The organism is Hymenobacter aranciens (genome assembly GCF_030580865.1).
GTDB classification, from domain to species: domain Bacteria; phylum Bacteroidota; class Bacteroidia; order Cytophagales; family Hymenobacteraceae; genus Hymenobacter; species Hymenobacter aranciens.
On sequence record NZ_JAUQSY010000027.1, the window covers coordinates 1 to 24,916 of the forward strand.

Sequence of the window (24,916 nt, forward strand, 5' to 3'; positions counted from 1 at the left end):
GTGTCGAAGCTGCGGCTGAGGGTGTTGCTGGCGGTGTTGCCGTTGCTGGCCCCGTCCACCACCTGGTTGGCGGGCAGCGTCACGCTCACGGTGCTGGCGGGGTTGCCGCTGCCGCTGGCCGTGAGGGTAAAGCTATAGCTGGCGCCGCTGCCCGTCAGGGCGCTGGCCGTGCCGCCGCTCACGCTCAGGTCAGTCAGGGCGAAGCCCGTCACGGGCTCCGCAAACAGCACCGTCACGGTAAAGGCGGCCGTGCCGGAGTTGGCGGGCGCGGTGGTGCTCAGCGTCACGGTGGGCGCCTGGGTGTCGAAGCTGCGGCTGAGGGTGTTGCTGGCGGTGTTGCCGTTGCTGGCCCCGTCCACCACCTGGTTGGCGGGCAGGCTCACGCTCACGGTGCTGGCGGGGGTGCCGCTGCCGCTGGCCGTGAGGGTGAAGCTGTAGCTGGCGCCGCTGCCCGCCAGGGCGCTGGCCGTGCCGCCGCTCACGCTCAGGTCGCTCAGCGAGAAGCCCGTCACGGCCTGCGAGAACGTGGCTGTGACGGTGAAGGCCGCCACGTTGCTGCTGCTGCCGGCCGGGCCGCTCAGCGTCACGGTGGGGCCCTGGTTGTCGAAGGTGCGGCTCAGGGTAGCGCTGGCGGTGTTGTCGTTGCCGGCCTCGTCCTGGGCGGCGCCGGCGTTCACCTGCACGCTCACCGCGCCGTTGGCGGCGGGCGTGATGCTGAAGGTGTAGGTGGTGCCGCTGCCGCTCAGGCTGCCGGCCGTGCCGTTGGTCACGGTCACGTCGGCCAGCGAGAAGTTCACCACTACTTCCGAGAAGGTCACCGTCACCGGAATCGGGGCCGCGTTGGTGGGGTTGGGGGCGGTGCTGCTCAGGGTAGCCGTGGGCACCTGGGTGTCGTAGCGCACCACCACCGAGTTGCTGGCCACGTTGTTGTTGCCGGCCGCATCCGTCACCCGGTTGCCGGCCAGGCTCACGGTCACGGTGCTGGGCAGGTTGCCGCTGCCGCTGGGCGCGATGGTGAAGGTGTAGCTGGCGCCGCTGCCCGTCAGGTTGCCGGCCGTGCCGCCGCTCACCGTCAGGTCGTTGAGCGCGAAGCCCGTCACGGCCTCCGGGAAGGTGAGCGTGAAGGCAAAGGGCGTGCTGTTGGTGGCGCTGCCGGCCGTGGTGGCCAGCGTGGGCACGGGCCCCTGGTTGTCGTAGATGCGGCTGATGGTGTTGCTCACGGCGTTGGCGTTGCCGGCCGCGTCGGTCACGGCGCTGGCCTCCAGCTGCACCGTCACCGGGCCGTTGGCCGTGGGCGTGATGCTGAAGCTGTACACGTTGCCGCTCACCGAGAGGCTGCCGGCCGTGCCGTTGGTCACCGTCAGGTCGCTCAGGGCAAAGCCCGTCACGGCCTCCGAAAAGGTCACGTTGTAGGGAATGGGCGCGGTGCGCGTGGGGCTGGGGGCGCCGCTGCCCACCGTGCCCACGGGGGCAGTGCGGTCCACGGTGAGCGGGGTGCCGCTGGTGTAGGGCGCGTTGCTCACGGTGGGCGCAATGCCCGCGCCGTTGCTCAGGTCGAGGCGCAGGGTGCCGTCGCCGCTGCCGGTGTTCACGGTCACGGTGCGGCTGCTGCCGCTGCCAGTCACGCCGGCAATGGTGGCGCCGCTGATGCCGCTGGGCGTGAGTGAGAAGCTGCCGGCCGTGACGCCCGTCACGCTGCCCGAGAACGTGACCGTGAACGTAGCGGTGCCGTCGTTGGTGGGCGTGGCCGTGGGGGTGATGCCCGTTACCGTCACGGGCGGGGCGTAGGTGACGCTGTAGCTGTTGCTGGCGGCGCTGTTGTTGGCGGCCAAATCCTGGGCCGCACCCGCCGCCGCGCTCACCGTCACGATGCCCGCGCTGCTGGGCGTCACGTCGAAGGTGTAGGTGGTGCCGCTGCCGCTCAGGTTGCTGGCCGTGCCGCGGGTCAGCGTCAGGTCGCTGAGCTGGAAGCCCAACACGGCCTCCGAGAAGGTGGCCGTCAGGCTCAGGGGCGAGGTGCTAGTGGTGCCGCCGGGCCCGCTGATAACCAGCGTGGGTGCCTGGGTGTCGAAGGTGCGGCTGACGGACGTGGCGGCCACGTTATTGTTGCCGGCCGCGTCCACCACCTTGTTAGCGCCCAGCGCCACCGTGATGGTGACGGGCGGGTTGCCGCTGGCCGTGGGCGTCACGCTAAAGCTGTAAAGGCTGCCGTTGCCGCTTAGGTTGCTGGCCGTGCCGCCGGTCACGGTGAGGTCGCTGAGCGCAAAGCCGGTCACGGTTTCCCCAAAGTTCACCGTGAACGGGATGGGCGAGGTGCGGGTGCTGCCCGTGGCAAAGCTACCCAGCGTGGGCACGGGCGCCTGGGTGTCGATGGTGAAGGCGTAAGTGGCCGGGCTCTGGTCGCTGAGGCCAGTGCTGGTGTTGCGGGCGGCCACGCTCAGGGTGTAGGTGCCGTCGGGGATGGGGCCGAAGGTGGGGGTGGCGCCGTTGTTGGTGTAGGTGGCGTTGGGGGCGCCGCTGGTGGCGTACTCCACCGGGCTTTGGTCGGAGCTGAACTGGAAGCTCACCGTGCTGTTGTTGCCGATGGCCGGCGGACCGCTCACGATGGTGGTGTTGGGGGCCGGCTGCACCACCGTAAACGTGCCGCTGCTGGTGGCGGTGCCGTCGGCGTTCTGCACCGAGATGGTGCCGGTGGTGGCGCCGCTGGGCACGGGCACGGTCAACTGGCTGTTGCTGCTCACGCTCACGCCCGAAGCCGTCGTGCCGTTAAACTTCACCGTCACAGCCCCGGCGTTCTGAAACTGGCTGCCGTTGATGGTGACGCTGGTGCCCACCGTCCCACTCGTGGGAGAGAAGCTCGTGATGCTGGGCGTCTCCACTACGTTGTTGATGCTGACGGTGAAGGCCTTTTCATACCACAGCCCGCCCGAGTCCGTCGTGCGCACCCGCACGGCGTAGCTGTTCTTCACCTCGTAGTTGGGCGAGGTGGTCAGGCTCAGGTTGCCGCCGCTGATGCTGAAGCTGGCGTTGTCGGTGCTGCCGGTGCCCGTTACCAGCGTGTAGGTGAAGGTGCCGCCCTGCGCGTCGGTGGTCGTGAGCACGCCCACTACCCCCGCCATGTTCTCGTTGATATTCCCCGGGCTCAGGAGCAGGTTGGTGGGCGCGGTGTTGGCCGTCCCCACCGTGAAGACGCCGCTGCTGGTAATCGCGCCGCCGGGCGAGGTCACGCCGATGGAGCCCGTGCTGCTGCCGCTGCCCACCGTGAAGGTGAAGCTGGTCGTCGTGGGCATGCCGATGAGGGTGCCCGGCGTGCCGTACACCTGGGCCGCCGTCACGGCACCCAGGTTGGTGCCCGTCACCGTGACGGCAGTGCCCACCGGCCCGCTCGTGGGCGTGAAGCCCGTGATGGTGGGCGCGGGCGGCGTACCGCTCTGCTCGTAGCGGTAGATGGTGCCGTCGGCCCGGCCCACCAGCAAATCCAGCAGCCCGTCGCCGTCGATGTCCGTCACGCAGGGCTTGGCGTTGGTGCCCGCCGAGATGCTGTTGAAGCTGCTGGAGAGCTGGCTGACGGTGTAGCTGCCGGTCGCGTTCTGCTCGTAGCGGTAGATGCTGCCGGTATTCACGCCCATCAGGATGTCGAGCAGCCCGTCGCCGTCCAGGTCCACGCAGAAGGGCGCGGCGTTGCCACTTAGCTGCAGGTAGTTGAAGTTGGTATCGATGCGGTAGAGGTTGTCGGTGTTGACGAAGCTCTGCGCCGAGTGGCTGATGATGCCGTCGCCCTTGCCCGTCAGCAGCTCCAGGTAGCCGTCGCCGTCGAGGTCGGTCATGCCGGGGACGACGTTGCTGGTGGTCGAGATGCCCGACAGGTTGTCGGTCACCAGGTCGAAGGTGCCCGCGCCCACGCTCGTCTGCTCGTACTCGCTCACCGTGCCGTCGCCGCGGCCCAGCACCAGGTTGAAGCGCCCGTTGCCCTCAAAGTCCACGATGGCCACCGCGGCCTGGGTGCCCACGTCGATGATGGCGTTGCCGCTGGTGCGCAGGCTGCCCAGCGCCGTAAAGGCCGTGCCGTTGACGCTCGTTTGCTCGTAGCGGCTGATGGTGCCGTCGCCCAGGCCCACCAGCAAATCCAGCAGCCCGTCGCCGTCGATATCGGCCACGGCGGGGGCGGCGTTGGTGCCGCCGCTCACCCCGGCAAAGCTGCTGCTCACCTGCCCGTACGTCACGCTGCTGCTGCGTGTCACCGTAAACTTGGCGCTCGAAAACGAGTACCCGGCGCTGGTCGTCACGTTGATGAGCTGCGTGGAGGCCGCCCGGGGCACCACCGCCGTAATCTGGCTGGCCGAGTTCACCGTGAACACCGCCGACAGCTCGCCAAAGCGCACGCTGGTAGCGCCCGTGAAGCCACTGCCGGTAATAACCACGTTGCTGCCCGCCGCCCCACTCGTGGGCGAGAAGCTGCTGATGCCGGGCTGCGCCAGCGCCGGCAGGGCCGTCAGCAGCAGGAGCAGCAGGCCCAGCCAGCGGCGGCCGGGTAATAAGAAGAGGAGTACGGAGCGTTGCATATGGGACAGAAGTTGAGTCTGCCCGCAAAGGTCGAGGGGGAGGGAAGCGTCTTCCGCACCGGTCTTGTACCCTAAACAGGGTACAAGACCGGGCGGCGCTTACTCCACCGTGAGGCGCTGCACCTGGGCGCCACTCCTGACGATATACACCCCGGCCGCCAGCCCGCTGGACAATGCCAACTGCGCGGTGCCGCCGGCATCGGCGGTAGCGTGGGCCACGGCGCGGCCCAGGGCGTCGAGCACTTCCACCGACGCGCCGGCGCGGAGCCCGGCCACGGCCACGCTGGTGCGGGCGGGGTTGGGGTAGAGCACGAGGCCGGCTTTGCTGTCAATGATGACGGCCCGCACGGGCGAGTAGCTGGCCGTACCGTCGCGGTCCACGTGCCGCAGGCGGTAGTAGGTGGGCTGGGAAGTGGAAGGAATGGTGGAGTCCAGGAAAGTGTAGGCCGTGGGGCTGGCTTTGCTGCCCTGGGCTTTCACGTCGCCAATTTGCTCAAACTGCCTGCCGTCGCGGCTGCGCTCGATGTCGAAGCGGGCGCTGTTCTTTTCGCTGGCCGTGCGCCAGCGCAGGCGGGCAGCGCGGCCTTCGGCCTGGGCCGTGAAAGCCAGCAGCTCCACGGGCAGCGGTGTGCTGCTGCCCGTCAGGTAGAACTCCGAGAAGTGGTCGGCCACCGTGAGCTCGCTCACAAACCAGCTCACGCCGCCCGCGGGCGTGCTGGCCGTGGCGGGCAGCACGCGGAAGTCGCCAGCGGCGAAGTCGTTGTTGCCGAGCTGGCAGTCCTCGTTAGCGCCGCTGTACTGGGTGGTCTTGAGGGCGGCTTGCAGGCGGGCCAGCTCGGCAGTGAGGCCGAAAAGACGCAGGCCAATGCTCTGGCCGGGGAAGGCGTTGCCGCCGCTGGCCGCGAGGTGGAAGTTGCGGTCGAGGTATTTGCGGCCGCGGCCATCCTGGCGCACGGCGCCGGCCGGGCCGGTGGCCTGGAAGCTGACCGTGACGCTGCCCAGGGCGGCGCGGGTGTCGTGCAGGCGGTGGTGCCGTCGTACAACTTGAGCACCTCGAAGGCCGGGGCGCTGCTGGTGCTGCCCGCGCACAGCGTCACGCTCATGGGGCTGCTGCCGCTGGCCGCGCCGGCCGGCACCACAGCCGTGATAGATGTGGCGGAGTTCACCACCACGCTGCTGGCTGCCACTCCACCAAAGCTGACCGTGGCCCCGCTGGCGAAGCCCGTGCCGGTGAGCACCACGGCCATGCCCGGCAGCTCGGCTGCAGGATTAGAAAGAAATAGCGGGCTGCGGCCCATCGGGGCCTAATCGGCCTGCGTCACGGTGTAGTTCACCGTGACGCCGGAAATACTCAGCGTGCTGCTACTTGCGCCGAAGGTGGCCCGCAGGCTATACAGGAACGTGGCATTGTCGATGGCCACAGCCGCCGACGGCGTAATCGTAACCGGCGTCTGGAGGGTGTAAGCGCCCGCCGAGGTAAAGGTGGCCAGCTTGGTGACCGCGCCCCGGCTACCCATCCGGTTGGCCACCAGCTCCAGGGTAATGTAGCTGGCGGCGTTGGCCGTCGATTGGTTGTAGTACAGCAGCAGGCTGGTGACCACGGCGCCCTGCGGCAGGTGCAGGGCCGCGCGCACAGTGCCGGCCTGGTCCACGTACATCTGCTCAAACGTGCCCCCGGGCGCGTTCAGTATCTTGTTGGTGGGCACCGAAACCCCCACCTGCGCCGTCTGGAAGTCGGACGGACCGTAGGAGGCGGTGTAGGCCTTGGCGGCGGCGTAGGTGTAGGCGCGGGCGGCGGGCAGCTGGGCGTTGCCGGCCGCATCCACGCTCAGGCCGGTGGTGCCGCCGTTGCCCACCAAGGCGTTGGTGCCCAGGTCGAGGGCCTGGGTGGCGGTGTGGTTGCCGAGGTTGTCGCCGCTGGCGGTGGGCAGCGTCACGCTGCCGCCGTTGGTCAGGGCCAGGGTGCTGCCGCTGAGGCTGAGCTGCTGGGCATCGGTATCGACGGGCAGGGCCTGGGTAGCCAGCGTGCCGGCGGCATCGGCCGTGACTACGCGGGTGCCGGTGCCGGCCAGGCCGGGGGCCTGCACCTGCCCGGTGCTGCTCACCGAGAAGGTGGGCGTGAAGCTGCCCGTGGGGATGCCGCCCTCGGTGCTGGTGCCGCCCATACGCCCCACCACAAACTTGTCATTGGCGTCGGGCACGTCGCCCACCACCACGCGCAGCTCGCTCTGGTCGGCGGCCGGGTTCAGGCGGTAGATGCCCACCGGGTCGGAAGTCACGCCCGGCCCCACCCACTCGATGGCCTGGCCCGCGCCCGCGCCGGAGCCGTCGTCGCCCAGGCGCAGGTTGCCGCGCACGTCGAGCGCCTGGGTGGGCGTGGTGGTGCCGATGCCCACCCGGCCGGTCACGCTGGCGCTGCCCGCCGTGAGCAGGCCGCCCACGGTGCCGGTGCCGGCCACGTTGAAGTCGGCACTGGCCTGCGGCGTGGCCTGGTTCTGCACGAAGCCATTGGCGGGGGCCGACACGGCGGCCGTGGTTTGCACGGTGTTGTCGGGAAAGCGGAAGCCGCCCGCGCTGCTGTACACCGTGCCTACCACCTGGAGCTTCTCGGCCGGGGCGCTGGTGCCGATGCCCACGCTGGCATTGTTGCCCAGCACCACGGTGTTGCTCTCGGTCAGGCTGACGTCGGCGCCCACGGCGGTGGCGTTGGTCAGGCTGTCTGCCCCGGCCAGGAAGCTGGGGCCGCTGTTGGCGCCCAGCGCCGTGAGGCGGCTGCCGGCCCGGTTGAAGAGGCCGCTACCGTAGCCCACGAACAGGTTGTGGTCGCCGGTAACGGACTGGGCGCCGGCGTTGAAGCCCAGGTACTGGTTGTTGAAGCCGGTGGTGTTGGCAAAGCCGCTGCGCACGCCGTCGAAGTGGTTGGCGAAGCCCGTGGTGTTGGAGTAGCCGCTGTGGTAGCCCAGAAAGTGGTTGCCCTCGCCCGTGGTATTGGCGTAGCCGCTCTGGTAGCCCATGAATAGGTTGCCGGTGCCGCTGGTGTTGCTGTAGCCGCTTTGGTAGCCGCCAAACACGTTGGCCGAGCCCGTGGTGGTGGCCTGCCCGCTCTGGTAGCCGCTGAAGCTGTTGAACAAGCCTTCGCCGGCGGCCGAGTCGGGCAGCAGGCTGCGGCCGGCCTGGTAGCCCAGCAGCAGGTGGTGGCCGGGGCCGCGCTGGCCCAGGTTCAGGCCGCCGTCGGCCCGCACGCCCACGCCCAACCCGCTGATGCTGGTCCCGGTGCCGGTGAGGGCGTTGCCCTGCAGGTTCAGGGCCTGGGTGGCCAGGTGGTTGCCGAGGTTGTCGCCGGCGCCCAGCAGCTGCCAGTCGGGCGCCGCAGGCGTGCCCGCATTATAGTAGAAGCCGGCCGGCGCGTCGGTCTGAAACACGAGCAGGCCGGTGGCCGGGCTGGCAATGCCCAGGCGCTGGCTGGCCGTGAGGCGGGGCAGCAGGGCGCCCTTGGCGCTGCTCACGATGTCGAGCGCCGCCGAGGCGTCGGGCGCGGTAGTGCCGATGCCTACGCCGGGCGTCTGGACCTGGGCGAGAGTGGCCAACGGGGCGGCCAGCAGTAAGAGCAGAGCCAGCAGGTAGCGGCTGAAGGTGGAGAAGTGAGCCATAGCGAGGGAAGGCGGTACCATCCGAAACAGATTGTGAATGAACATGAAAAAGGTCGGGGCCAGCGGCAGCCCGGTTTGTCGCATGTTGATGCGACACGACCGGGTAGAGCGTCCGCCGATGCAACAACGCCCCCGACTTCAGGGCCGGAGGCGTTGCGCTTGCAGAGGAAAAGGACGGATTACTTCCGGGCCTGCTCGCCGCCGGCCTCCAGCGCCCGCAGCCGGGCCTCGAAGGTTTCCAGGGTGGCGGTGGCCTGGGCCGCTTTCGCTTCGGCCGTGGCGGCGCGGGCTTTCAGCTCGGCCAGCTGGCGGGCCAGCTCCTGGGTGGCGCTCACGTTGAGCATGCTCAGGGCCTCGTAGTCCACGGCGCGCACGTCGGCGTGCTCCAGGCCGTACACGAACACCGCGCCGCCGGCCAGGGCCTGGGCCCGGCGCACCACCAGCGCCCGGCTGCCGGCGGCAGCTGGGCGCGCCACGGCGGCCTGCACCTGCTTGGTTTCGCCGATGAGCTTGAGGCGCTGGCCGGCGCGGGCGCCGCCCTCGGGCAGGCCGGCGGGCAGCGTGAGCACCAGCAGCGAGTCGCCGGGCAGGGCCTGCACGGCCGTGGCCGTGGCGTACACGTCGGGCAGGAAGCCGGTTTGCTTGGTCACGGCCTGGGGCAGCACTTCCTCCACTTCCTGGGCAATGACTTTCTTAAAGGCGCGGTCGCCGAAGGCTGCCCGGTCGCGCATGGTGTAGTCGGTCACGCGCAGGCGGTTGAGCAGGGCCAGGTCGGTGGCGTTGTCGCTGCGGCCCACCACGGTTTTGAGGCGGCGGTCAGAGTTGGCGTAGAACTCGGCCGCCATGATGGGGCCGCTGGCCCGGATGCTCACGTCGTTGTTGCTGTTGCCAGTCGCGCCGTTCGGCGGGTTGGAGTTGCGGTAGTAAAAGAAGCTGTTGACGCCCACGTCGCCGGTGCCCTGCACGTCGAGGATAGCGCCGGGCGCGGTGGTGCCGATGCCCATCTTGCCGTTGCCGTCGAAGCGCGCCCACTCGGTCACGTTGTTGTTCACGTCCGACTTGCCGAAGAAGATGCCGCCCGGCCCCAGCCCCTGCTGGTTAATCAGCCAGGTTTCGCCCAGGCCGCCCACGCGGTTCCACTGCAGGTGCGCGCCCTGGGTGTTGATGTAGCCGTTGCCCCGGGCCACAATGGCCCCGTCCACGTCGAGCTTCTGGGTGGGTGAGTTGGTGCCGATGCCCACCTGGCCACTGGTGTTCCAGAACAAGGCGGTGCGGTTGCCGCCGTCTTTGGTGGCCAGCATGCCCCCGTTATAACCGTAGAGCACGGGCCCGTCGAAGCCGGTGATGGGCGTGAAGACCTTGCCGGTGCCGTTGCTGCCGTACCAGCCCAGGCCGGCATTCGCATCGCGCAGCAGCAGGTCGTAGTTGGTGTTGATGCCCACGATGCCGTTCACTTCCAGCTTGTAGCCGGGCGAACTGGTACCGATGCCCACGTTGCCGTTGTTGAGCAGCGCAAACTGGCTGGTGCTGGTGCTGCTGGCGCTTAGGAATAGGTTGCCGGCGGTGGTGTACAGTCCCACGTCGTTGCCGCCGCTGTACCCGCGCTTCAGGCCGTGGTTGGCGTTGCCGAAGTACAGGGCCCCCACGCCCCCGCCAAGGCTCCCCACCGTGATGGCGGCCGAGTTGTCGGCCGTGCGCACGTCGAGGGTGGTGGCCGGACTGGTGCCGATGCCCAGCTTGCCGCTGCCGTCGAAGCGGGCCCACTCGGTCACGACGTTGGCCGTGGTGGCCGCGCCGAAGTAGATGCCGCCTAAGCCGCCGCCCTGCTGGTTGATAAGCCACGTCTCGCCGCCGCCGCCGCTGCGGTTCCACTGCAGGTAGGCGCCCTGCTGGCTGATGGCATTAGTGCTGCGGGCCAGGATGCCGCCTTGTACATCGAGCGCCTGGCTGGCGGTGCCGACGCCGATGCCCAGCCGGCCGCCAATGATGCCCGTGCCGCCAATGTTGAAGCTGGCCCCGGCCTGGGTGCCCGTGCCGTTGAGAATAAAGCCCGTGCCGCCGGGGGCCGTGGTCAGAAAGGAGCCATCGGGGAATATGAGGCGGCTACCGCTGTCCCGGAGGCGGATGTTGCCGCCCCCCACGTCCAGCTTCTCGCCGGGGGTGAGGGTGCCCACGCCCACGTTCTGGGCGTGGGCCGCAAGCGGAACAGAACCAAGCAGCGCCAGCAGCAGGCGGAAAGACGTAACAGATTTCATATTTAAGCAGGGGAAATGAGAGGACAATCAGAAAGAAGCGCGGCAGGGCTTACTCCACCACGCAGCGGGTGACGAAGCGCCCGGCCGGGCCGGTGTAGCGCAGCAGGTAGGTGCCGGTGGGCAGGCCCGCCAGCGGCACCGGGCCGCTGGCCCGGCCATCGAGGGCCGCCGTGCGCAGCACCTGGCCCAGCACGTTGAGCACCTCCAACTGGCCGGCCCCGGCCGGGCCGCTGTAGAGGTAGGTGGCATCCTGCCCCCCGGCCAGCCGCGTGGGGTACACCCCGAAGCCGGGGGCCGCCGCCGCAAAGGCCACCGGGCGCACCGGCGAGTAGGCGAAGTCGCCGTTCAGGTCGGTCTGGCGCAGGCGGTAGTAGAGCAGCGTGGCCCCGCCGGGCAGTTGGTCGTCGAGCAGCGTGTAGTCGTGGCGGGTGGTGCTGGTGCCCGCCCCGGCCACCGTGCCGATGGCGGCAAACGTGCGCCCGTCGGGGCTGCGCTCCACCACGAAGCCGGCGTTGTTCAGCTCCTGGGCCGTGGCCCAGCGCAGGCGGGCAGCGGCGGGGCCCTCGGCCTGGGCCGTAAAGTCGAGCAGCGTCACCGGCAGCGGGTTGGCGGTATTGCTCACCGTGAAGCGGCCCAGGGTGCTGGCGCTGAACGTGAGGCTGCGGGCGTTAGCGTTGGTGGGCAGGCTGCGGGCCACCCAGGGCTGGCCGGCGGCCGTCTGCTGCCAAGCGCGGGCCTGACTGAAGTCGCTCAGGCCGTTGTCGTTGTCGGTCAGCCAGGCCAGGGTGAGCTGCACGGCGGCGCTGGGGGGCGTGTCGGCGCTCACGGTGTAGATGCGGTCGATGCCCTGGTTGGCGCTGGCACCCAGGCTCACGCCCCGGCTCACGTCGTTGGTCAGCAGCCCGGCCGTGCGGGTGATGGTGACGGCGCCCAGGCTGTTGGTGCCGGGGTCGAGCGTGGCGCCGTGGCCGAAGTTCACGGCCGCGCCGCTGCCCACCGGGCGCGTCACGGCCAGGCTGCCCTGCACGTAGCGGCCGCTGGCCTCGCCGCTCAGGGTGGCGGTGGCGGGCAGGCGCAGGGTGCTCAGGGTGGTGCCGTCGTGGGTGTTCACCAGGCCGTCGGTCAGGGTGAGGTTGTTGCTCACGGTCAGGTCGCCGCCCAGGCGCAGGGTGTTGGCCCCGGCCGTGGCCTTGCTCACCAGCACCTGGTAGAGGGTGGCCCCGCCGGGCGTCAGCAGCTGGTCGGCGGCCCCGCTGAAGGTGACGGCGCTGCTGCCGGGCCGCAGGGTGCCCGCGTTGAGCAGGTCGCCGCGGGCTTCGAGGGTGCCCGCGCCTAGGTCAAGGGTGCCGGCGGCGGGGTTGGTGAGGGCGCCGGCCACGCGCAGGGTGCCGGCGTTGGTGAGGGTGCCGTCCTGGTTGCCCAGCCCGCCGGTGCCCACCACCAGGATGGCCCCGGCCTGCACGGCCAGCTGCGCGCCGGCGTTGAGGAGGTCGGCCACCGGCGGCGGCCCGTCGTAGGCCACGCTGATGGTGTTGCTGGCCGGGCTGGGGTTGCCGGCCCCGTCCTGCACCGCGCCGGCGCGCACGCTCACGCGCACCACCGTGCGGTAGCTGGCGGGCGTCACGGTGAAGGTGTAGCTGCCGCCGCTGCCGCTCACCGAGCCGCTGGTCACGCTGCCGTTGCTCACGACGATGTCGCTGTCGGCGAAGCCCGTCACGCTTTCCCCGAAGCTGATGCTGAAGGGAATGGGCGACGCGCCGGTGGGGCTGCCCGCCGTGGTGCTGAGCGTGGCCGAGGGCGGCACGTTGTCCACGGAGAGGGTGCCGGGGCTGGTGGCCGGGCCGCCCGGCGTGTTCACCACGATGGAGCCCGAGGTGGCCCCGGCCGGCACCACGAAGGTGATGGTGGTGCCGCCGCCGCCCACCGTGTAGCCCGTGATGGGCGCGCCGTTCAGCGTGAGGCCGGTGGCCCCGCCCAGGCCGCTGCCCGTGAGGGTGATGGTGGTGCCGCTGCTGACCACCGCCGGCGAGTAGCTGGCGATGTTGATAAACGTGAAGCTGGTGCTGCTGGTGGCCGTGCCGCCCGCCGTGGTGATGGCAATGGGGCCGGAGCTGATGCCGGCCGGCACGGTAAAGGAAAGCGAGGTGCCGCCGGCGCCACCCGTGAAGCTCGTGACGGGCACGCCGTTCACCGTCACGCTGCTGGCCCTAATCAGACCGCTGCCGTTCACCGTTACCTGCGTGCCCACCGGGCCGCTGGCGGGCGTGAAGCCGCTGATGACCGGCGCGGGCACTACCTCGAAGCTGAGGCTGGTGGTGGCCGTGCCGCCGGGCGCCGTCACGCTAATCGGGCCGGTGGTGGCACCCGCCGGCACCGTGAAGGTGAGGCTGGTACCCGTGGTACCGGTGAGGGGGGCGGCCGTGCCGTTCAGCGTCACGGCCGTGACGCCACCCAGGTTGGTGCCGGTCACGGTCACGGTCATGCCCGCCGAGCCGGTGCCGGGCGTGAAGCCGCTGATGGTGGGCTTCGGCTGGTTCAGGCGCACGCTGGCCGAGTTGCCGCCGTTGGCCGTCACGAAGTCCAGGTCGCCGTCGTCATCCAGGTCGGCCAGCGCTATGCTTTGCGGATTGGCGCCCACGGCCGGGTCGGTGCCGGTGGTGAAGCCCGCGAGGCCGTTGTTATTGAGGCGCACGCTCACCGTGCCGCTGCCGTTGTTGTTGGCCGTGAGCAGGTCGAGGTAGCCGTCGCCGTTTACGTCGCCCAGCGCCAGGCCGACGGGGTTGCTGCCAATGCCCGTTACCCGGCTGTTGGAGCTGATGTAGCCGCCGCCGTTGTTGACGAGGATGCTCACCGTGCCGCCGCCGCTGTCGGCCGTCAGAATATCCAGGCTGCGGTTAAGGTCGATGTCGCCCAGCACAATGGCGACGGGGTTGACCCCCACGGTGTAGTCGTTGCTGCCGTTAAACGTGTCAAACAAGCCAAAGCCGTCGTTGAAGCGGATGTTCACGATGCCGTAGGTGCTGTTGGAGTTGTTGCCCGTCGCCAGGTCGAGGTCGCCGTCGCCGTCAAGGTCGCCCACGGCCACGCACTGCGGGTAGCTGCTCACGGTCACCTCGCTGCCGCCGCTGAAGTCGCCGGTGTTGCTGCCCGTGGCATCGCCCCCGTTCAGGCGCACGCTCACCGAGCTGGAGAAGTAATTCGCCGTCAGCAGGTCGAGGTCGCCGTCGCCGTCCACGTCGCCCAGCGCCACCCCGTGGGGGTTCGAGCCCACGGTCACGGTCCGGCTCAGGGCGTAGGGGCCGGCGCCGTTGTTGAGGCGCACGCTCACGATGTTGGAGGTGGTAGCCGCCGCCACCAGGTCCAGGTTGCCGTCGCCGTTGAGGTCGCCCAGGGCCAGCACCTGCGGCCCCGGGCCCACGCCCGTCAGGCTGTAGTTGCCGGGAAAGATGCCATAGCCGGCGCCAAAGCGCATATCGACCGTGCCGTCGGCTCGGGCCACCAGCAGGTCGAGGATGTCGTCGCGGTTGAGGTCGCCCACTACCACGCTCGTGGCACTGTTGCCCACGCCGAAGTCGGAGCCGCCGGCAAAGCGCCCGCCGCCCGCGCTGCTCACACCCGTGGTAAACTGCTGCACGTCACCCCGGAGCAGCTTGCTGCCGTTGGTGCCCGTGGCGGCCGTGGTGGTGGTCACCAGCAGCGTCTCGCCGGGCTGGAAGTCGCTGGCCGGGTCGAGCGTGAGGGTATTGCCGCTCACCGTGACCGTGGCCTGCTGGCCCTCGCGCAGCATGCCGCCGCGCTGCCGGCTGTGCACCACCAGGGCCCCGCGCGTGGCGGCCGTGTTCTCCAGGGCTTGGGAGAAGGTGCGGGTCACGTTGTCCGGGCGCGGCGCGGCCTTGGCGTTGCGGGCGGGGTTTTGAAAGCTGATGGTCATCTCCGGCACCACCGTGAAGGGCGTGCTGCTGGTGCCGATGCCGGCCGGCGCCGTCACGACGACGGGCCCGGTCGTGGCCCCGCCCGGCACCACAAAGGTGAGGCTGGTGCCGCCGCCGCCCACCGTGAAGCCGTATACCGGGGTGCCGTTCAGGGTCAGCTTGGTGGCCCCGGTCAGGCGCGTGCCGGTCGCCGTCACGCGGGTGCCCACCGGCGCGCTGGCCGGCACGAAGCCGCTGATGGTGGGCCCCGGCTGGTTCAGGCGCACGCGGGCCGTGCCCGCCCCCCCGTTGATGCTGGCCGTGATGATGTCCAGGCTGCCATCGTCGTTCATGTCGCCCGTGGCCACGTACCGCACGTCGGGCACCGGCGTTGCGGTGCCGGCGCTGAACCCGGCGCTGCCGTCGTTGAACCACACGTTCACCTGCTGGCCGCTCTGGGAGCCCACCAGGTCGAGGTCGCCATCGCCGTCCATGTCGCTCAGGGCCACGTTCTGCGCGCTCATGCGCACGATGAACGACGACGCAAACCCGCCGCTGCCGTTGTTCAGGCAGACGTACTGGTCGCTGTTGCCGCCGATGCCGGAGCTCACCAGGTCGAGGTCGCCGTCGCCATCCAGGTCGCCCAGCGCCAGGTTGCGGGGGGCTACCGTCACGTTGAGGCTGGCTTGCCGGGTAAACACGCCCGTGTTGCTGCCGGAGTTGTCGCCCCCGTTCAGGAGAATGCCCACCTGAATCCAGTTATCGTTGGCCGTCAGAATGTCGAGGTCGCCGTCGTTGTCCACGTCGCCCACCGTCACGTTGTAGGAGTTCACATCGGTACGGGCGTCCACCCGCACCTCGGCCCCGCCGCCGAACGTGCCATTGCCGTTGTTGAAGCGCACGCTCACAGTGTTGGCTCGCTGGGTGGCCGCCACCAGGTCGAGGTCGCCGTCGCCGTCGAAGTCGCCCAGGGCTACTTTCCGCGCCCCGGCGCCCACCCCCACTTCGGAGCCGCCGCCGAACCCACCACTGCCGTTGTTGAGGCGCACGCTCACGGTGTTGAGTATCGGGCTGGCCGTTACGAAGTCCAGGTCGCCGTCGCCGTCCACGTCGCCCAGGGCGATGCCCTGGGGGCTGTTGCCCACGCCGGGGTCCGAGCCGCCACTCAGGCCGCCGTTGCCATCGTTGAGGCGCACGCTCACCGTGCCGCCGTTGTTGGTATTGGTGTTGGTATTCACCGTGAGCAGGTCGAGGTCGCCGTCGCCGTCCACGTCGCCCACCGCCACACTGCCCGCGTAGTCGCCCACGCCCACGTCGGAGCCGCCGGCAAAGGAGCCGCCGCCCTCGCTGCTCACGGCCGTGGTAAACTGTTGCACCCGGGGCCGGGCCAGGGCGTAGCCCGCGCTGGCCGTCACCGCCGCCGTGGTGGTGGTCACCATCAGCGTCTCACCGGACTTGAAGTCAGTGGCCGGGTCGAGGGTGAGCGTGTAGGTATAGTTGTTCAGCGTGGTGGTGGCCTGCTGGCCATCGCGCAGCATCCCGCCCCGCTGCATGCTGTGCACCCGCACGGCCCCGCGGGTGGCGGCCGAGGGCTGCATCTGGTCCGAGAACCGCAATACCACGTTGGCCGGGCGCGGCACGTTCAGCGCGTTGCGGGCGGGCGTCAGGCTAGTGATGACCGGAGCCTGGGCCTGGGCCAGCCGGCCGGCCGGCAGCAGGGCCAGCAGCAGCAGCGCGGCCAGGTGGCGGCGAAGGAAACAGAAACAGGCTATAGCAGGGAAAAACATACAGTCGGAAATGGGCTCTGGGAGAGAATGACAAAGGTCGGGGCCGGGGGCAGCCCGATTTGTCGCATGTTTATGCGACACGCCTAAGCTGGCGGGCCGGCCCGCCGCCGGGGGGCTCCCGACGCTGCCGATACCCGGGTCCGGTGGGGCCGGCACAAGGCTGGCACGGCCAGCAGAGTAAGGAGGTAGTGGTGCCGCATAGCAGGAGAGATAATGAGCGAAAGCAGGTGGCGACTTCCCCCGTGCAGCGCCCCGGAGTCGAGGGCTGACCTCTGGCTCCGGGGCGCCGCCAGCCCCGGCAGCGCCGGAACCGTGGCCGAGGATATCGGACTGGCCGGGTGGTGGCCGCCCACCCAAAACCGTCGGCAAACCTCCGCCTTCCCCCGTCCGCTTTCCTAATCAGGCGCGTAGACAAAGTGTAGACAGCCCCGGCGGCGCGCAGGCCGTCAGGCAGTTAATTTCCCACAATGGTAGGGACAGCGCCCGGCCGGGCTAGCCGGCGGCGGGGGCATCGTCGGCCGGCGCGGGGCCGGTGGGGCGGCCGGCGGCCGCGTCGGCGGCCCCGATTTTCTTGTAGAGGCGGGTCTTGGCCCGGCGCACGCTGGCCGGGTCGATGTTGAGCAGGGCCGCGATTTCCTTGGTCGAAAGCTGGATGTGGAAGTAGCAGTACAGCCGCTGCTCGTGGCTGGTGAGGGCCGGATACTTGTTCTGCAACTCCTCGAAGAAGCGCGGGTGCACCTGCTCGAAGTGCAGCTTGAAGCGGCTCCAGTCCTCGTCGAGGTAGAGGTTGGATTGCAGCAGCGACTTGATGCCGGCCAGCTCCGGCGGGGCCTTGCTGCCAGCGGGGCGCTGCTGCCCCAGCTCCTGCAGCTGCTGGCGCAGCTCGGCCAGCAGGGCGTTTTTCTGCTGCACGTAGAGGCTGGTGGAGGCCAGCTCGCGCTGGTTGGCTTCGAGCTGCTGCTGCAGCTCGTGGTTGGCGGCCTGCTGCAGCTCGTGCTCGGCGCTGAGCTGGCGGGCGTGCTGCTCGCGGGCCTGGGCCTGCTGCTGCAGCCGCCCCAGCGCCGCCTGAATGTGGGCGTTCTGGAGCACGATTTCGCGGTGGCGCAGCTGCTGGGTCTGGATGTCGAGGGCCAGAGCGGCGGCCGCCCGCTCGGTGCTCAGCAGCGCCCGCTGCAGGTACTGCAGCTGGATGTTCAGGGCCCAGGAGAAGCTCAGGGCGTGGGCTACCAGGGCCAGGTGGGGCAGCAGGTTGCCGTCGTTGTCGACGGAAACGGCCACGTGGTAGCCGGCCACCAGCCCCACGCCCAGCAGCGGCAGCACGTTGGCCAGCAGGTAGGGCCGGGCCAGCGGCAGCCGGCGCCGGTCGGCCACGACGGCGGTAGCCAGCAGCAGCCCCAGCAAAGCCAGCACCAGCAGGTTGTCGAAGAGCAGCGAGTATTGGTCCAGGTAGAAGCCGCTCAGGTTCACCAGTCCCACGGCCAGCGTGAAGAGGCCGTAGCCCGCCAGCCCGGCGCGCAGGGCGGCATCGAGGCGGGGCAGGCGGGCGCGGGTGCCCAGGTAGCTGCGCGTGAGCTGCACCAGGCCCAGCAGCACCACCATTACGCTCAGGTGTATCAGGGCGCTGTTGAGGGTGTAGGCGTAGCTGCGGCCGCTGGGCAGCAGCAGCTGGCTGAACACCGGCCCCGGCCACCACTCCTTAAAGGTGCCCCGGTAGGCCGTGAGGTAGAGCGCCGCCCCCAGCTGAGTGCAGAGGTACCAGGCCGTGGGGCGGTCGGGCCGGCGCAGGTAGGCCAGGGCATTGGTAAGCAGCAGCAGCCCCAGCACGGCCAGCGCCACCAGCCAGGCCAGCAGCGAGAACTGCTCAGCCTGCCGGGCCTGGGCGGCCGGCGCCAGCTGCACCCGCAGGCGCACGGCGGCCGGCCGGGCGGCCGGCGGCCCCAGGCGCACCAGCACGTAGCAGGTGCTGGTAGCGGCGGCCGGCAGCCGCAGCGGCAGGGCGCCCTTAGTCCACTGGCTGTCGGTGGGCACGGCGGTGCCCGCCCGGCGGCTGCGCCAGCGGCCGGCGTCGTGGTCGAGGTAGTAGAGGGTGTTGTCGAGGGCGGGCCGCACCAGCAGCTGCACGTCCGCGGAGTAGCGGCTGGGGTTGGGCAGCGTGAGGCGCAGCCAGTAGCGGCCGGCCCGGGCCGGGTGCAGCGAGTCGGCCAGGGCAAAGGTCAGGGTGGTATCGCGGCGGATGCGGGCCCAGGAGTAGCCTCGGTCAGGCAGCACTGCCACGCGTAGCGGCGCGGGCAGCGGCTGGCTGGCTGCCGCCGCCCGCAGCAGCCCCGGGCACGCTAAGAGGATGAACAGGAGAAGCTGGCGCACGCTGCGAGGAAAAAGCCGCTCGGTACGGCGCAGCTAAGGTACGTCCCGACAGCGGCAAGACTACGTAGCCCGCCCCAGCTTCCTGCGCCCGGCAGGGCAACGGCCTTACTTCCGGGCCTGCCCGCCACTGCCGGCCTCCAGCGCCCGCAGCCGGGCCTCGAAGGCCTCGGTGGTGGCAGCGGCCTGGGCCTGCAGGGCGGCGTTCTCGGCTTGCAGCGCGGCTACGCTGGCGCGTTGGCGGCGGGGGCGGGGCGCGGCGGCCTGGCGCAGGCGGGCGTTGTCGGCCTCCAGGGCCTGCACCCGGCGGTAGAGGGCCTGGATAGCAATGAGGTTCACGCCGTCGAAGTCGGCCTGGTTGATGCTCGTGGCGTTGCCGCTGCGGCCCACGCCGTCGCGCCCGAAGGCGGCGTAGAAGTCCTGCGCCATCGGGCCGTAGTGGCGCATGGTGTCGGCGCTCTGGCCCTTGTAGTTCCACGAGCCCAGGCGCATGCGCCCGATGCGCTCCAGAAAGGCGTTGCCGTCGGCCCGCACCACGCGCTCCTTCAGGGTCGAGTCGGAAATCGTCACCCAGGCGTTGCCGCCAGCGTCGATGCGCACCCCCACGGGCGTCTGCATCGTGCCGTTGTTCTGGCTGTTGGTAGCCGTGGTGGTAAACAGCCGGTAGCCGCCGGCAAAACGGGCCGAGAACTGATTGCGGGCCGTGCTCACCAGCGAATCGTCGGGATAGTCGGTGCGGTAGGGCGAGAAGTCGGCCAGCACGAAGCAGCCCTCGTAGCCGCCGGTGCGGGCATAGTAGCCCAGGGCGTAGTTGCTGCCGGAACTGCTGGCGCGGGCCTGGGCCCGGTAGCCGAAGGCGAGGGAAGGTACGTATAAGGACGTAGCCGACTGCACCTTGCTCTGGTAGCCGCCCGCTAAGCCGTTGTTGCCCCGCATCACGTTGTCGCGGCCCGTCATGAAGCCGCCGTCGCAGAGCAGGCCGTAGTTATTGTAGCCGGTGAAGAGGTTGTAGGCTCCGATGCGCACCCAGTTGTTGTAGCCGAAGGCGGCCGAGTAGTCGGCCCGCACCTCGTTGTCGTAGCCAAATGCCGCCGAGTAGCGGCCCACGTGGTTGAAGTCCCAGCGGTTGCCCGACACGCCGCCGGCGAAGAACGAGCCGTAGTACGACTGCCACATCACCCGGTCGCCGGCGCCCGACACATTGAAGGGGTTAATCTGGCCCCTTAAGTTCTTGGAGGTGATGACGAAGTCCTGGTCCAGGTCGAGGAGGCGCACGCCGTAGCCGGTAGTGGAGTCGGGGTGCACCCGCGTGGCGCCCACGGTGAGCAGGCCGTTGCCATCCAGCTTGAGGCCGCCGCGGATGGCGCGGGCGGTGGTGCCGCCCACCAGCTTGCTGCCGTTGAGGTTGATATTCTGGGTGGCGGTGTGGTCGCCGAGGTTGTCGCCGGTGCTGGTGCCGGGGTCGGTGGTAGTGGGCAGCGTCACCGAGTTGCCCCCGCTGATGCTCAGCACCGAGCCCGCCAGGCTCAGGGTCTGGGCGTCGTTGTCGGTGGGGATGGCCAGCTGGCCGAGGGTGCCGTCGGCGTCGGTGGTCACCAGGCGGGTGCCGGTGCCGGCCAGCTGGTTGATGTTGACCGCGCCGGCCCCGTTCACGCTGAAGTTGGGGGTGAAGCTGCCGCCCGGGATGCCACCCTCGCTGCTGGTGCCGCCCATGCGGCCCACCACGAACTTGTCGCTGGGGTCGGGCACGTCGCCCACCACCACGCGCAGTTCACTCTGGTCCACGGTGGGGTTGAGGCGGTAGATGCCCACGGGGTCGGTGCTCACGCCGGGGCCCACCCATTCGATGGCCTGGCCCGTGCCGCCCACGTTGCCGCCGTCGTCGCCGAGGCGCAGGTTGCCGCGCACGTCGAGCTGCTGGGTAGGAGCGGTGGTGCCGATGCCCACCCGGCCCGTTACGATGGTGCTGCCGTTCACCTCCAGCCGCTGGCTGGGGGTGGTGGTGCCGATACCCACGTTGCCGAGGTTGTCGATGGCCAGGCCGCTGGTGCCGTTGCCCACCAGCTGGTTACCCGCCAGGTTGAGGTTCCGGGTGGCGGTGTGGTTGCCGAGGTTGTCATTGGCCCGGGCCTTATCGGGGATGAACAGCCAGCTGCCGCCAATGGCGTACCAGAAGCCCTGGCGGCCGTCGGTCTGAAACACCATCAGCCCGTCGGGCGGGGCGGCAATACCGGCGCGCTGGGCCGAGTCGAGCCGCGGAATAAGCAAGCCCTTGTCGGTGGCCGTAATGTCGAGGGCCGCCGCCGCAGCGGGCGTGGTGGTGCCGATGCCCACGCCGCTGGTTTGGGCCCGGGCCACGGGGGCAGCTACCAGCAGCAGCAAAGCCAGCCCGTAGCGGCCAACGAAAGAGAAAGGGTATTGCATGAGGGGCGAAGCAGGGCTAGCCGGAATAGGTTCCAGTTGCCGCAGGCAAAGGTCCGACCCAATGTGGTTCCGATTTGTCGCATCTTTATGCGACAGAGAGGCACAACCGGCACTGGTTCCAATCCCAGCCCAGCGGCTGGTGCCTTGCAGCGCATTTGCCTCACCCTTACTCGTTCCTTTGCGTACAGGCTACTACGCTACCCCCTGCTGGCCGCGGCGGCCCTGCTGCTGGGTCTGGGCCACGGGCACTTCGACCCGGCCCGGCTTGGAACCGGAAGCCGGGCTGGGTAGTGGCCCGCGACCTGCCCGGCCTGCCGTTTAGCGCGCCGCGCGTAACGGCAGGCCGGGCGGGGGGCGAATCTCCAGACTCGCGTACCGGGCGCTTTCGGCGCGGTTCCGGTTGGCCGCTTCGCGGCCGTGAGTTTGGAAACTCACCCCACTTGCCGGCGTGCCGCTACGCGCGGCGCGCTAAACGGCCGCCAGCCCTACTTGCTGGCCTGCCCGCCGCTGGCTTCCAGCATCCGCAGGCGCTGGGCCAGGCTGTCGAGCGTGGCGGTGGTCTGGGTGGCCTGGGCTTTCACGGCTTGCAGCTCGCTGGCGGCGGCGGCGGCTTGCGCATCGGCCGTGGCGGCGCGGGCCTGCAGGGCGGCCAGCTGGCGGGCCAGCTCCTGGGTAGCGCTCACGTTGAGCATGCTCAGGGCCTCGTAGTCCACGGCGCGCACGTCGGCGTGCTCCAGGCCGTACACGAATACTTCGGCCCCGGCCAGGGCCTGGGCGCGGCGCACGGTGAGCATGCGGGCGCCGGCGGCGGCGGGGCGGGCCACGGTAGCCAGCACCTGCTTCGCTTCGCCAATCAGCTTGAGGCGCTGGCCGGCGGTGGCGGCGCCGGGCAGGCCGGCGGGCAGGGTGATGACGAGCAGCGAGTCGCCCAGCGGCTGCACGGCGGTGGCCAGGGCGTACACATCGGGCAGGAAGCCGGTTTGCCTGGTCACGGCTTGGGGCAGCACGGCTTCTACTTCCTGGGCAATGACTTTCTTGAAGGTACGGTCGCCGAAGGCTGCCCGGTCGCGCATGGTGTAGTCGGTAATGCGCAGCTTATTCAGCAAAGCCAGGTCGGTGGCGTTGTTGCTGCGGCCGAGCACGGTCTTGAGGCGGCGGTCGGAGGTGGCGTAGAACTCGGCGGCCATGATGGCGCTGCTGGCGCGGATGCTCACGTCGTTGCCGTTGCCGCCGCTGAAGCCCGAGTTGGCGCTGTTGCCGAAGTTGCGGAAGAAGGCGAAGTCGTTGTTGCCCACGTCGCCGGAGCCCTGCACGTCGAGCAGGGCGCTGGGGCTGCTGGTGCCGATGCCCACCTTGCCGCTGTTGCGGTACACGTTGCTGCCGTTCTCGCTCCAGGTGCCGGCCACGTTCACGAGGTTGCCGCCGTCGAAGGCCGGGGCGGGCTGGGCCATGGCCACCAGGGTCATGGAGCCGTGGCCGGTGTTGCCGCCGGTGGTGTAGCTTACGCCGGTGGCGGCGGGGGTGGCCCAGGAGCTGCCCCCGCCGCCACCACCGTTGCCCACGCCGCCCGGGCCCAGGCCGCCGCCGCCGCCGCCGTAGTAGCCGCCGCCGCCGGCGCCGGTGCCATTGTCGGTGCTGGAGGGGCCGGTGACGGCGGCGTTGCCGCCCTGGCCCAGGGTGCCGGGGCTGCCAGTCCAGTTGCCGGTGCCGCCGGCCCCGCCGCCCGCCTGGGTGCCGCCCTGGCCGCCGCCGCCGCCATTGAAGCTGTTGCCGGCATTGCCGGGGTTGCCGCCCGCGCCGGCCCGGGCGTTGGAGCCCGAGCCGCCGCCCGCGCCGGCCACTACCAGGCGGTCGGCCAGGCTATTGCCGCGCCGGATGTCGGTGGCGCCGCCGCCGCCGGTCGAGAAGCGGGCGAAGCCCTGGCCGCCGCCGTTGTAGCCGGCCGCCGCGCCCACGCTGCCGGAGGTGTGGTCGCCGCCCTTGCCCCCCACGTAGATGCTCAGCACCTCGCCCGGCGTCACGGGGATGGTGGCCGTCACGCTGCCGCCCTGGCCGCCGGCAAAGCTGTTGCTGCTGTTGAAGCCGCCGGCGGCACCCACGGCCGTCACCCGCAGCAGGGTCATGCCGGCGGGCACGGTGTAGGTTTGCACGCCGCCGGTGTAGCTGTAGCTCACGGCTGCCAGCGGGGCGGCGGTGGTGCCGGCAATGTACTCGGTCCAGGCCGTGCCGTTCCAGGTGTTGAGGCGGTCGGTATCGAGGTTAAACACCGTCAGGCCCTCGGCGGGGCTGCCGATGTTGTCGCGCTGGGCGGCCGTCAGGCGCGGGGGCAGAAAGCCCCGGGTGGTGCTGCTGATTTCGACCTGGGCCGAGGCCACCGGGGCGGTGGTGCCCAGGCCGATTTGGCCGCTGCCATTCCACATGAGGGCGGTGCTGCGGGTGCCGCCCTGGTTGGTGCCCAGCAGGCCGCCGCTGTAGCCGTAGAGGGTGGGGCCGTCGAGGCCCGCCACGCCGTTCCAGAGCTTGCCGGTGCCGTACCAGCCCAGGCCCGCGTTGGTATCGCGCAGCAGCAGGTCGTAGGCGGTGTTGATGAGGGCGTTGCCGTTTACTTCCAGCTTGTGGCCGGGCAGGCCGGTGCCGATGCCCACGTTGCCGTTGCCCTGCACGGTGAGCTGCGGGGTGAAGGCCCCGGTGGTCAGCTGGCCCAGGCCGGCGCTGGCGGTGCCCACCACGAAGCGGTCGGCATCGGCGCCGCTGGTCGTGGCGTCATCGCCCACCACCACGCGCAGCTCGGTGCTGGCGGCGGTGGCATTGTGGCGGTAGAGGCCCACGGGGTCGGTGTTGAAGCTGGGGCCGGCCCACTCCAGGGCCGGGCCGGCAGTGTTGGCCACGAAGGTGCCGCTGGTGCCCAGGCGCAGGTGGCCGTTGTTGTCGAAGCGGCCCCATTCGGTGATGGTGTTCGAGCCCGAGCTCACGTTATCCGACGCGCCGAAGGCCAGGCCGCCTGCGCCGCCGCCGCGCTGGTTGAGCAGCCAGGTTTCGCCGCCGCCGTTGCTGCGGTTCCACTGCAGGTGGGCGCCCTGGTTGCTGATGAGGCCATTGCCCCGGGCCAGGATGCCGCCTTCCACGTCGAGCCGCTGGGTGGGGGTGCTGGTGCCGATGCCCACGTCGCCATCGGCCTCGATGCGCAGGCGCTCGGTGGCGTTGGCCCCGCCGGCGCTGGTTTTGAAGAGCAGGTGGCTGGCGTCGTCCCAGCCCGGGCTTTGGGCCAGGATGCCGGCCGAGGTGGTGCTGCGGTTGAAGCCCACGAAGCTCAGCTCGCCGAGGGCCTGGCCGGGGGTGTTGGCCTGGGCGGCGGCCTGGCCGAGGCTGAGCAGCGAGAGCGGCGTGCTGGTGCCCAGGCCCAGCCGGCCGGTGCTAGCGCTGAGCAGCAGGTTGTGGCTGCCCAGCCCGATGGTGGTGGCGCCAGTGAGGCTGCCGCCCAGGGCCACGTTCTGGCCCGTCTTGGTGAGGCCGTTGCTGGCCGTGCTGGCCGCGCCCGCCGCCGTGGCCAGCTGCTGCCAGCTAGGCGTGCCCGCCGTGCCCGCGTTGTAATAGAAGCCCGCGGGGCTCCCGGTTTGGTACACCAGCAGGCCCGCCGCCGGGCTGCTGATGGCGGCGGCCGCGGCCACCCGGGGCAGCAGCACCCCCTTGCTGCTGCTGATGATGTCGAGGGCCGCCGAGGCATCGGGCGCCGTGGTGGCGCCGATGGTGACGCCCGTCTGGGCGCGGGCCGCCAGGGGCAGCAGCAGCGCCAGGGCCGCCATGCGGGCAAAGGGTACGAGGTGTTTCATAGCATGCTATTAAGGTGGGGAGGCCAGGCCGGGGGGCTGCTGGTTGTGGCCGTAAAGGTCCGGAGATGGATAGGGCCCCACCATCGCATTTTGATGCGACACGCCCAAACGGCAACCGCCCCCGACCCAAAGGGCC

8 protein-coding genes and 1 pseudogene are annotated in these 24,916 nt (G+C 70.3%); all 9 read right to left on the reverse strand.

Features of this window, described 5'->3' with window-relative positions:
• On the reverse strand, positions 1 to 4,562 hold a 4,562-nt coding region (locus tag Q5H93_RS23850; protein ID WP_305009251.1), incomplete at its 3' end, for a beta strand repeat-containing protein.
• Between the two features lie 99 nt (positions 4,563 to 4,661).
• A complete protein-coding gene (locus Q5H93_RS23855) occupies positions 4,662 to 5,651 on the reverse strand; it encodes a T9SS type A sorting domain-containing protein (RefSeq protein WP_305009252.1) in 990 nt (329 codons plus the stop codon).
• A gap of 20 nt (positions 5,652 to 5,671) precedes the next feature.
• Positions 5,672 to 5,860, reverse strand: a pseudogene (locus Q5H93_RS24275) (IPT/TIG domain-containing protein); the annotation flags it as partial.
• A 6-nt stretch (positions 5,861 to 5,866) separates the two neighbouring features.
• On the reverse strand, positions 5,867 to 8,212 hold the full coding sequence (locus tag Q5H93_RS23865) for a phage tail-like protein (RefSeq protein WP_305009254.1): 2,346 nt from the start codon (positions 8,210 to 8,212) through the stop codon (positions 5,867 to 5,869).
• 179 nt (positions 8,213 to 8,391) lie between these two features.
• Positions 8,392 to 10,467, reverse strand: coding sequence for a tail fiber domain-containing protein (locus tag Q5H93_RS23870; RefSeq protein ID WP_305009255.1), 2,076 nt, complete (start codon positions 10,465 to 10,467; stop codon positions 8,392 to 8,394).
• 49 nt (positions 10,468 to 10,516) lie between these two features.
• Positions 10,517 to 16,165: a beta strand repeat-containing protein gene (locus Q5H93_RS23875; protein ID WP_305009256.1), complete on the reverse strand. Its 5,649-nt coding sequence runs from the start codon at positions 16,163 to 16,165 to the stop codon at positions 10,517 to 10,519.
• Positions 16,166 to 16,657: 492 nt separating this feature from the next.
• Positions 16,658 to 18,529 carry a 7TM diverse intracellular signaling domain-containing protein gene (locus Q5H93_RS23880; protein ID WP_305009257.1) on the reverse strand — a complete coding sequence of 624 codons (1,872 nt, stop codon included), beginning with the start codon at positions 18,527 to 18,529 and terminating at the stop codon, positions 16,658 to 16,660.
• A gap of 105 nt (positions 18,530 to 18,634) precedes the next feature.
• On the reverse strand, positions 18,635 to 20,950 hold the full coding sequence (locus tag Q5H93_RS23885) for a phage tail-like protein (RefSeq protein ID WP_305009258.1): 2,316 nt from the start codon (positions 20,948 to 20,950) through the stop codon (positions 18,635 to 18,637).
• Positions 20,951 to 21,435: 485 nt separating this feature from the next.
• A complete protein-coding gene (locus tag Q5H93_RS23890) occupies positions 21,436 to 24,780 on the reverse strand; it encodes a phage tail-like protein (protein ID WP_305009259.1) in 3,345 nt (1,114 codons plus the stop codon).
• Positions 24,781 to 24,916: the final 136 nt, after the last annotated feature.